The organism is Colidextribacter sp. OB.20, assembly GCF_009911595.1.
Classification (GTDB): domain Bacteria; phylum Bacillota; class Clostridia; order Oscillospirales; family Oscillospiraceae; genus Lawsonibacter.
Genome location: NZ_QWKG01000063.1, coordinates 16700 through 27097, shown reverse-complemented (window position 1 = coordinate 27097; position 10398 = coordinate 16700). Strand labels below are relative to the sequence as shown.

The 10398-nt window shown below is 45.6% G+C and carries 11 protein-coding genes; 10 read left to right on the top strand and 1 reads right to left on the bottom strand.

All coding sequences use genetic code 11. The features are described from left to right. Window positions 1-154: 154 nt before the first annotated feature. From D1641_RS14650 to D1641_RS14620, 7 genes are all read left to right on the top strand, one after another. Complete coding sequence (locus tag D1641_RS14650) at window positions 155-1021, top strand: SH3 domain-containing protein (protein ID WP_160666978.1); 867 nt, start codon at window positions 155-157, stop codon at window positions 1019-1021. 114 nt (window positions 1022-1135) lie between these two features. Next, the gene (locus D1641_RS14645) at window positions 1136-1363 is read left to right on the top strand and encodes a hypothetical protein (protein ID WP_160666976.1); all 228 of its coding nucleotides are present in this window, start codon (window positions 1136-1138) and stop codon (window positions 1361-1363) included. A gap of 558 nt (window positions 1364-1921) precedes the next feature. Beyond that, window positions 1922-2401: a hypothetical protein gene (locus tag D1641_RS14640; RefSeq protein WP_160666974.1), complete on the top strand. Its 480-nt coding sequence runs from the start codon at window positions 1922-1924 to the stop codon at window positions 2399-2401. Between the two features lie 306 nt (window positions 2402-2707). Then, window positions 2708-3004 (top strand): hypothetical protein, encoded by a 297-nt coding sequence (locus D1641_RS14635; RefSeq protein WP_160666972.1) that lies wholly within the window; start codon window positions 2708-2710, stop codon window positions 3002-3004. A 224-nt stretch (window positions 3005-3228) separates the two neighbouring features. After that, window positions 3229-3420, top strand: a complete 192-nt coding sequence (locus tag D1641_RS19760) for a helix-turn-helix domain-containing protein (RefSeq protein ID WP_160666970.1) — start codon at window positions 3229-3231, stop codon at window positions 3418-3420. A gap of 15 nt (window positions 3421-3435) precedes the next feature. Beyond that, window positions 3436-4716, top strand: coding sequence for a tyrosine-type recombinase/integrase (locus D1641_RS14625; protein WP_160666968.1), 1281 nt, complete (start codon window positions 3436-3438; stop codon window positions 4714-4716). A 590-nt stretch (window positions 4717-5306) separates the two neighbouring features. Further along, window positions 5307-6302: a hypothetical protein gene (locus tag D1641_RS14620; RefSeq protein WP_160666966.1), complete on the top strand. Its 996-nt coding sequence runs from the start codon at window positions 5307-5309 to the stop codon at window positions 6300-6302. Window positions 6303-6319: 17 nt separating this feature from the next. Here the strand turns inward: D1641_RS14620 and D1641_RS14615 are convergent, their stop codons facing one another. Further along, window positions 6320-6580: a hypothetical protein gene (locus D1641_RS14615; protein ID WP_160666964.1), complete on the bottom strand. Its 261-nt coding sequence runs from the start codon at window positions 6578-6580 to the stop codon at window positions 6320-6322. Window positions 6581-6896: 316 nt separating this feature from the next. Here D1641_RS14615 and D1641_RS14610 point away from each other — a divergent pair, with 316 nt between their 5' ends. From D1641_RS14610 to D1641_RS14600, 3 genes are all read left to right on the top strand, one after another. Next, entirely contained in the window at window positions 6897-7637 is a 741-nt protein-coding gene (locus tag D1641_RS14610) for an AraC family transcriptional regulator (protein WP_160666962.1), read from the top strand. Between the two features lie 71 nt (window positions 7638-7708). Then, window positions 7709-9079, top strand: a complete 1371-nt coding sequence (locus D1641_RS14605; protein ID WP_160666960.1) for a YfcC family protein — start codon at window positions 7709-7711, stop codon at window positions 9077-9079. Window positions 9080-9121: 42 nt separating this feature from the next. After that, a complete protein-coding gene (locus D1641_RS14600; protein ID WP_160666958.1) occupies window positions 9122-10393 on the top strand; it encodes an amidohydrolase family protein in 1272 nt (423 codons plus the stop codon). Window positions 10394-10398: the final 5 nt, after the last annotated feature.

The following is a 10398-nucleotide window of genomic DNA, read 5'->3' as shown; positions in this document are numbered from 1 at the left end:
TGCGCATTTATTTGTTATCTCGGCAGTAGAAGCCATGCGGGGAGCATACCAGCCGGGTATGTGTCCCCCATGGTGGAACTGTTGAGATTAAAGCGATACATTTGATTCAGCCACCGCGCAAATCAGAATGTATTGCAACAAGGGAGGAAAAGAAATGAAGCAAAAGGTTTTAATTAGCGGCTTATCTCTGTTACTGACCTTTTCATTGGCAGGCTGTGGGGGTCAGCAGGCCCAGCAGGAACCGCAGGAGCCGGATCAGGAGAAAGTCCAACAGACCGAACCAATCATGACATCAGATAATGCGCCGGAGCAATTATCAAATGATAGAGAACAGCAAGAACCATCAGGTGATGAACTGATTGAATACTTTCAACTAGTGTATAATACATGTTCAGTATTAGATACATCATACACAGAGGAACAAATAGCAATAGAATTAGATATGCTTGTATCATTCTGTGATACAGATGGTAAAAAACTTCCTTCTGACTATGAGCAACAATATAGAGCATGGAGACCAGCAGAGACAGAGCAAACACTAGAAGATCAGACACCGGAAGTCACTTTAACATTCACTGATTGTAATGAGACGGTTTGGGCAACAGGAACGGTGAATCTCCGTAGTGGTCCAAGTACAGAGGATGATAAAGTAGGTAGCTTAAACAAAAATCAAAGTGTGACCCGCATAGGCATTGGCATCGGAGATTACAGCAGCTGGAGCAAAGTTAAACTGAGTGATGGTAGTGAAGTTTATGTAACAAGCAGTTATTTAACAAACACCAAATCCTCAACAGGTAATACTCAGCAAGGCGGCGGTAATACTCAAAACAAGTCTCAGGGCGATAGCGTACAGCAAGGCAATAATCAGCAAGTCGGGGATTCGTCCCTATCAGGTCCAGATGCATTATGGCAAGATCCCTATGCAGGCATGACCCCAGAAGAAAAAGCAGCAGCAATACAAGAAGCACAAGAACGAACACAGAAAGACATAGATGCAACCCAAGGCACCATGAGTGATTAACCTAATAATATACCCATAAAAGCCAGTCAGGTTTATCTGACTGGCTTTGCTTATATCCATTTATACAGCGTATCTTTCAGTTGAATTTTAATTTACTTGAAAGGGGCGACAGTTATGGCTAACATGGAAAAATACGGTATCGTGGTTGTTCAAAATCTATATCAAGATAGGAGTGGAGAAATACATAATGAATATCACATTTACACTGAATCTGGCTTCTATTTAGGTGTATTGAGACTTCCGAGTGATGGGCAGTATGTATTTGATTCCAACTTTCTTATTGCCTTGATGAAAGGATTGGCAATCAGGTATGGATTTATTAAACCTAAAAAACGCAGTTAATAAAGTAAATAAGCAGATGGGCCAGATGTGAAAACATCTGGCTTATTTTTATGTTTATTTTGAAAAAGTGAATTTTCTAATACTGTTGAAAGGCTAGTTAAAAATTTAGAAAAATGACAACGGAAAACTTTCGGTTAATGCAATCAAGGGTAATTAACCAAAATTTCGTTTAATTTATTTTTTAATTTTACTGATGGATGATTTTTAAATTGAGGGGGTTTGAAGATGTGAAAATAGGGGGTTCCAGAAAAAAGAATGGGGGGGTGAAAGGGAAGTTGAAAAATCTGCTCTGATACAGAAAACAGGCTAGTTGAAATTGTGTTTCAGATGTTTTCAATAGCCTTTATGACAATGATAGGAAACAGTACCGGGGTTAGAAGTTTACCAGTATAGAGCAGTCGGAGAAAACAGGCTCTTTAACTGCTACAAACTCACTAAAATCAAGGTTACATCCCCTTGCACTATCACGTCTTGCCCATCAATGACCACAGCGTTATAGTTTAGTTGTGGTTAGGAAAAAGGCCACAATTAAAATTATAGGAGGGCTTTAAAATGTGTATGCGCTACATGATTAACCGTGAGGACTTGGGTAAGAGAGTGACAGGCTATATGTTCTATGACGCAGATAGCAAGGGGTTTACAGGGCTGACTGAAAAGCAGATTAAGGACACCTTGAATAAGGGTGAGCGGCTGTATGGTCTGGTTCTGGATGGTGAGGGCAACATCACCATGGACACCGAAGGATTTAAGACCAACAATTATATGGTGAGGTCTGGTATTAACAGCTTAGTTCCGGCAGTTGATTCGGATATGCCAGCTAACATGATGTATGTGGTGGTCGGGATGAAAAAAGTGCAGGGCGGTGAGAATGTTTACGAGGTTATCAGTAGTCGATATGCAAGGCTGGAAATGCCTGAAAGCAAAATCAAAATGCTGTTGGAGTTCGGCTGTGTTCAGGGCGGCGTGTATCTGGACGGCAAGGGCAAGCTGACGATCTGCGAGGGGGTCAGGGTGGATGATGGAAAGGAGGTGGGCTAAAATGCCCACCTCTTTTGAATGGCTCATAGGGTTTAGCTGTTTCGGGCTGTTGGCTCTGTTGTACCTTCTGTACCAGTTAATTGAAATATTCCGTGATTTTGTGTCAGTGCTGAAGGAGTTTATAGAGGACGATTAAAAGAAAGTAGCCAGCCTGTAAAAAGGTTGGCTACTTTTGTTTTTATGCAAAAGTTAGGCTAGTTAAAAAATTATGTACATTGCAATAAGCATTTAGATATGTAAGGTGTAAATTAAAAGATAGAATTTTTTTGATTTACAGAATACATAACATTTAGGAGGAACAGTAAAATGAAATTCGATTTTATCATTAGTCATCCCAAAGAAATAAAAAAATACGCTCTTCTTACTACGGAAGATGGGACACCCCTCATTGAAGGGAATAAAAACATCGAGGTAGTATCAGAGACAGGTGAACACAGGAAAATATATCCAACAAATGAGCCTGACATATTTTCATATGAAATTCATGTCGGGGATTATATTCGGCTTTATGGTAAGTCAGATGTAGACTATGCTTCATATAAAACTGAAGTATACAAGGTTACTGATATAACAGCTAGTGAAGTTATAGCTAAATCTTGTTAATTGCTCCTGCAAAGCCCAGCCCAATGAAAAGGGCTGGGCTTTTTGTTTATTCCAGCAATCTACCTAATTTATATATAACAATTCCTTGCACTGTCACGGCTAGGCAAAAGATTAAAACAGCGTGATAATATGAGCAGTCATAGAAAATGACTAGTTGAAAAATTAAAGGCACAAAAGTAGGCTAGTTGATATTAGTGGTATCCAGAATAAGGAGGATACCGCTAGTGGACGTAAAAGAAACCGGACTGACCCCAACAGAAGCTAGTGCCTTGATTGGTTGTAAAGAATACACCATTAAGGAGTTGGCCAGGGGAAAGAAAATACCCCATTACAGGGTAGGGAACAGGTACAGGTTTACTCGGTCCGCCTTGATAAAATGGATGGTTGACCAGGAAGAAAAAAACTACATTAAATAAACAGGAGGAAAGAAAATGGCAAGTATTAAAGATTTGGGAAAAGGTAAGTACAGAGTATTTATCTGTAACGGCTTTAAAGCCAATGGTAAAGTCAACAGGACTTCCAAGGTTATTACAGCGAAGTCTATAAAGGACGCAGAAAAGCAGGCCAAGGCCTTGGAGGTGGACTTTACGAGAGGGCACCAGGTACAGCTGGCCCATGCTCCGACTTTCAATGATTTGGTGGAAAAGTGGAGGGAGATTAAAAAGCCTGATATGGAGTATAAAACCCAGGAACGGTATGAGGGCTTTTTAAATGGGTTTATGCTCCCCTACTTCGGGAATAAAAAGGTCAGCACAATTAGAGCTCTCGATATTGAAGCGTACTTAAATACGCTGAAAAAGGATGGGGTAAGGCTTGACGGTAAAAAGGGGGGCTACAGTGAGAAAACAATTCGCCATCATTTCATGTTCATCCAAACCCTGTTGAATCTTGCGGTAAAATGGGATATGGTTGAGTATAACCCTTGTGTAAAGGTAGACACTCCAAAAGTGCATAAGAAAAACCCCGGATATTATGAGGAACCGGAGATAGGCAGGCTTCTGGAATGTTTAGAGGATGAATACATCAGAGCGGTCAATGAGACTGGAGGGAAGGAAAATTCATTCTCTTTTGATAATTTAACTTCCCGCCAATGTACAGACATTTTTAACGCCTACATGAGAAAAACGTATATATTGGTGGCTTTAGTCAGCGCTTGCAGGCGGGGGGAGTTGATCGGCCTAAAGGTTGAGAACATCAACTTCGATAATAATTGTGTATTGATAAGCCAAACCGGACATTACACAGTTGAAAATGGTCTGTATTTTGTGGACTACCTCAAAAATGGAAGTCCAAGTAAAAATATAGATATGCCTGTTACAGTAATGGAGCAGTTAAAGGAATATATACAAATCCGCAAGGCATTTATTGACTTGATGGATTGGGAGGATAGGGGGTATCTGTTTATATCATTAAAAACTGGTAAAGTGACTACGGCAGGCGGGCCAATGATGCCAGACGTTATAAGTCAGTGGTTTACTAAGTTTTTAGAGAGGAATAATCTTCCGAAGATAACTTTGCATGAGGTACGCCACACTAGCATTAGTTATCTTATCAACAAGGGCGTTGATGTAAAGATGGTGGCAGACCGGGCAGGCCATCAGAATACAAGAACGACAGAAGAGGTATATAGTCATATCTATGCCAAAACAAGAAGGGCAACGGCTGATATATATAATGACCTATTTACTGGCAAGGAAATCAAGGGAGAGTGAAATTAAAAGGAAAAAGGTGAGAACTACAAGGTTCTCACTTTTTTCCTCACTCGAAAAAGGGAGAAAGTGAAAAAAGTGTATAAAATGATATACATTATGTATAAAAGAGACAGAACATAGTGAATAATGTTTGAATTCCGAAATATGGTAATAGCCCTCATAACCCGGAGGTTGCAGGTTCAAGTCCTGTCCCCGCAACCAAAAAGTCTCTGATTTCTACGGAAATCAGAGACTTTTCTTTTGCTTCTATCATTTTTCTCAGTGGTTAATTTTTGCTCTCTGCTGCTGGAAGAAAAAGTGGAGGCTGTGGGAGTACACCACCCTTTTTTCCAGGGAAACCCATTACAGCTCCGGCATTATATCGGAGCTGGCCCGGCTGGCGGGGTTGGGAGGATGTATGGACGGCGCCACTCTCAGAGGAGTGCACTGAGGAATTTCGAGAGGACCTGAATACAGTCCAGCTCCTGGTCGATTGTGGCGGTACTCTGGAAACTCTGCTTGAATCCAAACTGTATGCCGCTGAGCTTGACAGCCTCCCGGCAGATGCCCAGACAGCGTTGCTCCGCCGCACAGACCTGTTTGAGGCCTGTGTGGATTGGTATGGCGAATATCTTGAAAGCGGAATGGGTTTTGATGATACGGAATTTGATCCCTTTGATGAATATTGGGCACTGGAGTCAGTCAACCGGGATGACTTCAAGCTTGATCTGCTTATGGCGCACCTGTGTGCGCCGCTGGACGGCGGTATCGTGGATACTGCCTACAACGAAAAGGTGGCCAAGCTGCTGGAGGATCTCATGGGTCGGAAGAACGTGCGGCTCCTGGCAGGGAATCACGAGTATATAGGGCTGCGGGTACTGGGGAAGCTGTGCAAAAAAGGAGGGCTTGCGGCCCCCTTCTCCGCCCAGGTCGTCCTGGCCGACGGCACCATCAAGGTGGTTGAGCCGGACGGCGATACCAAGTTCAGCGGGACTGCCATTACCGACGGAACCACCGGCACCAAGCTGTCCGACGCCAGCGATACGCAGTTGACCGCCCTGGTTGGCACCAGCGGAATCACCGGCGCAGCCTACAAGTACACCGAGAGCGGCGGAGAGATCAAGCTGACCAGCGCCGCGCTGACCACAGTCGCTATTAGTGAACAGACTGGTCAGGCCAACCAGTGGAGATACAGCGTCGAAAAGAACAACGCCGTTCTGTACCTTGCCAAGGATAAGAGCACTGACTCGGGCAGCACCTGGGCTGGCTCTGCTGATAAGGCCGGCGATGACGGAGTTATTACGATCACCGTTACCAACGACGGGTATGAGACCCTGACAGCTACCAAGGACGTTACGGTTAGGCGCTGTTTGAAAAATGGAAATATGCACAGTGGCGAGGGATTTTTCTGCCAGACAAACACAATTTTTCGCAGGAATAACTGGATGTATTTCAAGAAAAATTGGGACAGTATGGCAGAAAAAGACCCGCCCCTTAAGGGCGTTGTTTTAAGAATCCATGTAGGGGCGGCTATCAGCCGCCCGCGGGCGCATATTATGCGCCCCAACAAAAGGTTTTCTTATCTCAACGCCCCTTGGGCGTATTGACATTTTTCAAACAAGCCCTAAGGTTCAGTAAACTCAATTTCGCATGGAAACATAGAGCCCTGGGCCTTATGGCCCGGGGCTCCTTTTGCGCAGGAAAAGGCGATGTAGTAGTAGGTAGTACCATCTTTGTTGAGCTGAGAATCCGCCCCTTGCCGGTTGGTGGTGACAAGCCACCACTTCAATCCGCCCTCCGAGGCGCTGTAGCTCCCCGTGCCCACGTAGCTTCCGCACTCGATCCGGCAATCCTTTATAGCGGTGTTGGAAATTTCAACGAACACAATTATCTGAATTTAGAGATGGATAACATGATATATTCAGACTGTTTTAGACATAATAGGTAAAACTCAAAGATATACAACATCTTTAATATCCCGTCCGACAGTTTTGATATCCACAAATCAAGCATTCCTATATCTGGATTTTTGCACATTATTATATTTTCTGTTGTGCTACAATAATAGCGGGGCAGCTATAAAACGCCTTTGCGTTTGTCTGTTTTGCCTACATTTTAACAGAAGCCGCAAGAGTGGTGTGTTGCAGGAGACTATACTGCGGCGGTACCGTCGTTGTCACCGCGGAGGAGGTGTGCTGGGCATGTCCCTGATTTCCAGTTATATTATTTTGCATTCAGACGCCGCCTCCACCCACATACACGCCCACGCGCACATTATTTTGCCGGTGGAGAAAACGTTTTTCATTCAGTTTTTAGAGCACTGCTATGAGTTGACTCCCCACCAGATTTGCTTTGTTCCGCCCGGTGTCGCCCACACCTATCAGTGCAAAGGGCTTTCTATGATCCTGAACATTCCTGTAGAGATGGTCAAGCCGATAGATCTGGCCCTTTTCACAGAATGCTGTGTCTTGGATATTGACGGCAAGCTGGAGCTGCTGGTGTGCTTAATCAAGCAGGAGATCCAAAGTGCGGAAAATAACAAGGAATCCCTGCGGTATCTGTTTTACTATTTGTATGACAAGCTTGTCGAACACTGTCAAAATCCCTCTTTGCGATATCTTCAGACCAATTACGCTGAGCCCATCAACATGACGCAGCTGGCAAGCATGGAGGGCTACAACACTTCATATTACACCCATTGGTTCAAGCGGAAAGTGGGGTGCACGCCCAGCGAATATCTCCGGATCACACGCATTGAAAAGGCCAAGGAAATTTTGGCCACTACCCACTACCGGCTTTTGGATGTGGCGTTTCAGGTGGGATATACCAACAGCTCATCATTTATTCGGGCTTTTAAAGCCATCACTGGAATGACGCCCCAGGAGTACCGCAGCCATGCGGAGACAAAGCAGTATCACGACGACACAAAGCCGCTTGCTTGAAGGGTTGCCCAATGAGGTAAATACAGCATACAAAGCTGATTTACAAAAACAAAGTGAAGGAGATTTGAGAGATGGAAAAGAAAAAATTCAAACTCGCAGTACCTGATACGTTAGTCCTGATTACCATTATGATCGCGGTCATGTGCGTTCTGACCTGGGTGATCCCGGCGGGCTCATTTGAAAAGGATGGCAGCAAAATCATTGCTGGAACATTCCAAATAACCGAGTCCAACCCCGCTACGCTGTGGGATTTCTTTAACAGTTTTGGCGCCGGAATGAGCAAAGGCGCCAGTACAATCTTCCTCTCCCTGATCATTGGCGGCGCCTTTGGCGTACTGATTGATACAGGAACGATTCATGCTATGCTGCACGCTGTTGTCCGTATGACAAAGGGGAACTACGTGACCATCCTGGCCTGTGTCTCCATTTTAATGAGCCTCTTCGGGGCCCTTGGCGTTGGCCTGAATGTGCAGCTGGCCTTCGCGCCAATCATGGTGCTGCTGTGTACGCAGCTGGGGCTTGACGGTATTCTGGTAGGAGCCACCTGCTATATGGCCGCTAACATCGGCTTTACCGCATCTCCCATCAACCCGCTGACGGTGGTGTTGGGGCAGAACATCGCGGAGATCACTCCTATGTCCGGCATTCTGGAGCGGGCTGTCTGCTGGGTGCTGTTTACCGGCTTCATGGTTTGGTACATTATCCATTATGCGAATAAAATTAAAAAAGACCCTTCCAAGTCCTTCTCCGGGATTTATGAGAGCATCGGAGAAGAAGATGTCTCCATTGAAAACGAGTTGAAGCCAATGCATATTGTCAATATGCTTCTGCTCATTGCCACATTCGCCTTCTACTGCTATGGAAGCTTTACCCAAAACTGGCAGTTGGGTCAGTTGATGACCTGCATGATGATACTTGGGATCGGCGCTGGTATTGTAGGCGGGATGACTCCCAACCAGATCGCAAGTTCCTTCGCCGCCGGCGCCAAAACCATGACCTATACCGCTTTGATGGTGGGCTTCGCAAGCGGGATCAATGTTATCATGAGCGACGCGAATATCATCCACTCCGTTATCTATTACATGTGCATCCCTCTGGCCAAGCTGTCCTCTACAGTGGCCGCGGTTGGTATGTTTATTGTCAACTTTATTTTCAATTTCTTTGTCTCCTCCGGTTCCGGCCAGTGTTACATTGTAATGCCGATCATGGCCCCTATGGCAGACCTTCTCGGGGTAAGCCGTCAGGTTGCGGTAAGCGCCTATCAGTTCGGCGATGGTCTATGCAACTTCCTGCTTCCCCATGCCGGTCTGATGGTGGGTACTCTTGGCATTGCCAAGGTTTCTTTCTCCAAATGGCTTAAATTTATCGTTCCGTTTGTCATTGTAATCGCGTGTATTTCTTCCGGGTTCCTGGTAGTAATGAGCCTGATGGGCTGGTCCTGATCGGGTTCCAGCTATAATGACTGTCAAAGGAGGATTCCATAAATGCAGGAAAAAAAGGAGTATAAACTGATTCGATGCGGCCGGCTGTATGACGGTACCTGTGATGCTATGCATTCAAATTGGGAAATTCTTGTGGAAGATGACCGGATTCAAGAGGTTGGCGCCCGCGTCACATGCCCTGAGGGGACGAAAGTTATTGATTTGTCCGACTGTACTGTGACCCCGGGGATGATTGACGCCCATGTTCATTTTCAGCATGTAAACTGGCAGGTCCGAAACCGTGATGCTGTCTATAAGGGGGGCGTCTGGAGAAGCATGGCTTACCTTTACAACGCACGCAAGAGCCTTTACAGAGGCTTCACCTCTATCCGCTGTATTGGCGGTTCCACTTTTGACTACTATGGAGGGATTGCCGCGAAAAATATGATTAATCAGGGATATTTTGACGGCGCGCGTCTGATCGTTATGCCCTACTACTGCTGTACCCCCGGAAGTCACGGGGACCACAGCCAATATCTGTGGGAAAATCCCTACCTGTCTGAACTCCAGATTAAAACTGCCCCCACCTGCGGTTCGGGTGCGGATTTCTTCCGAAACGCGGTGCGAAAGGAGATAAAATACGGAGCCGATTTTGCGAAGGTGTTTGTCAATGGCGGTGTGTCAACCCCTCACGACGCGCCGGACGATGAATCTATGACAAAGGAGGAGATGGCCGCCGTGATCGAGACCGCGCATGGACTGCGAGTTCCTGTCACTGCCCATGTGTACTCCGATCAGACCATGCAGAAGCTGCTGAACCTGGGAATTGACGGCATGGAACATGGCTCCTTTATGACCCGTGCGACCGCAAGCCGTTTTGAGGACAGTGGGACCTATCTGGTTCCGACATTGTGCTGCCTGAACGACGCGGTCCATCCCGATCCGGAGAAGCTCGCGCAGAAAGCCGCACATTACCGGGAGAAGTTAATGAAGTATTCTCCACAGTACATAGAAGGCCGCAAAGTGATTTTGAGCAGCAACATCAAACTCGGCTATGGTACTGACTTTGTGGCCAATTATCACCCTTATGATCACGGCCGCGAATATGAATGCTGGATTCAAAATGGTGTGGAGCCCTACCGCATACTGAGAGCCATGACCAAAAATAATGCGGAAATTTTGAGAATTGACAAGGATCTGGGTACCATTGAAGTGGGCAAGCTTGCGGATATTGCCGCATGGAAGCGTGACCCGATGACCGATCCTCTGGCATTCTGTGACTGCAGTTTTGTTATGAAGAACGGTAATATTTACCCAACTGAAACGTCTCTATAAACGAA

Excerpts from the sequence above, each read along its gene's own strand:
- D1641_RS14625 (WP_160666968.1), top strand. The coding sequence starts at position 3,436 with ATGGCAAGTATTAAAGATTTGGGAAAAGGTAAGTACAGAGTATTTATC.
- D1641_RS14640 (WP_160666974.1), top strand. The coding sequence starts at position 1,922 with ATGCGCTACATGATTAACCGTGAGGACTTGGGTAAGAGAGTGACAGGC.
- D1641_RS14650 (WP_160666978.1), top strand. The coding sequence starts at position 155 with ATGAAGCAAAAGGTTTTAATTAGCGGCTTATCTCTGTTACTGACCTTT.
- D1641_RS14610 (WP_160666962.1), top strand. The coding sequence starts at position 6,897 with ATGTCCCTGATTTCCAGTTATATTATTTTGCATTCAGACGCCGCCTCC.
- D1641_RS14600 (WP_160666958.1), top strand. The coding sequence starts at position 9,122 with ATGCAGGAAAAAAAGGAGTATAAACTGATTCGATGCGGCCGGCTGTAT.
- D1641_RS14645 (WP_160666976.1), top strand. The coding sequence starts at position 1,136 with ATGGCTAACATGGAAAAATACGGTATCGTGGTTGTTCAAAATCTATAT.
- D1641_RS14635 (WP_160666972.1), top strand. The coding sequence starts at position 2,708 with ATGAAATTCGATTTTATCATTAGTCATCCCAAAGAAATAAAAAAATAC.
- D1641_RS14605 (WP_160666960.1), top strand. The coding sequence starts at position 7,709 with ATGGAAAAGAAAAAATTCAAACTCGCAGTACCTGATACGTTAGTCCTG.